Genomic DNA, 462 nt, shown 5'->3' on the forward strand with positions numbered 1-462 from the left:
TACAAGAAGCACGCCCACACCAACACACATATACCAATCCAGCTAAACATCAGCCGTCTCCCTCCTCTGCACCCCCGACTTAACCCCATTTCTCTTCCTCCAAGCCCAAACCCCCCGATCAACCTCCTCCCTAGTCATCCCATCCCTGACCAAACAAAACGTAACCCCCAACTCCGTCTCAACATTGCGATTGCGCGCCTCATCGTCGAAGAACAACATATCCTCGTACGCAATGCCGCTCGCCTGGTGAATCTTCGCAAAGTGCTGCGTCTTGGTACTGGGGAAAATCTGCACGTAGTCGAAGTACTCGAGCGCGCGCACGGAGCGTGCCTTGCTGGCGGCTGGGTTGTCCGAGAAGGTCGGGATGATGTGCAGGGCTTTGAGCATGTCGCGGGCGAGGTCGGGGGCGAAGGTGCGCGAGGCGAGGGCTAGTGGGATGGAGCGGTTTTTGCAGGCATAAAC

At 57.4% G+C, this 462-nt stretch carries 1 protein-coding gene; it reads right to left on the reverse strand.

Annotation, left to right across the window (positions count from 1 at the left end):
* Positions 1-42: 42 nt before the first annotated feature.
* The coding region (locus JS756_RS39070; protein WP_205387479.1) for a magnesium-dependent phosphatase-1 at positions 43-462 on the reverse strand (420 nt) is incomplete at its 5' end.

Source organism: Streptomyces actuosus (assembly GCF_016921115.1).
Classification (GTDB): Bacteria; Actinomycetota; Actinomycetes; order Streptomycetales; family Streptomycetaceae; genus Streptomyces; species Streptomyces actuosus_A.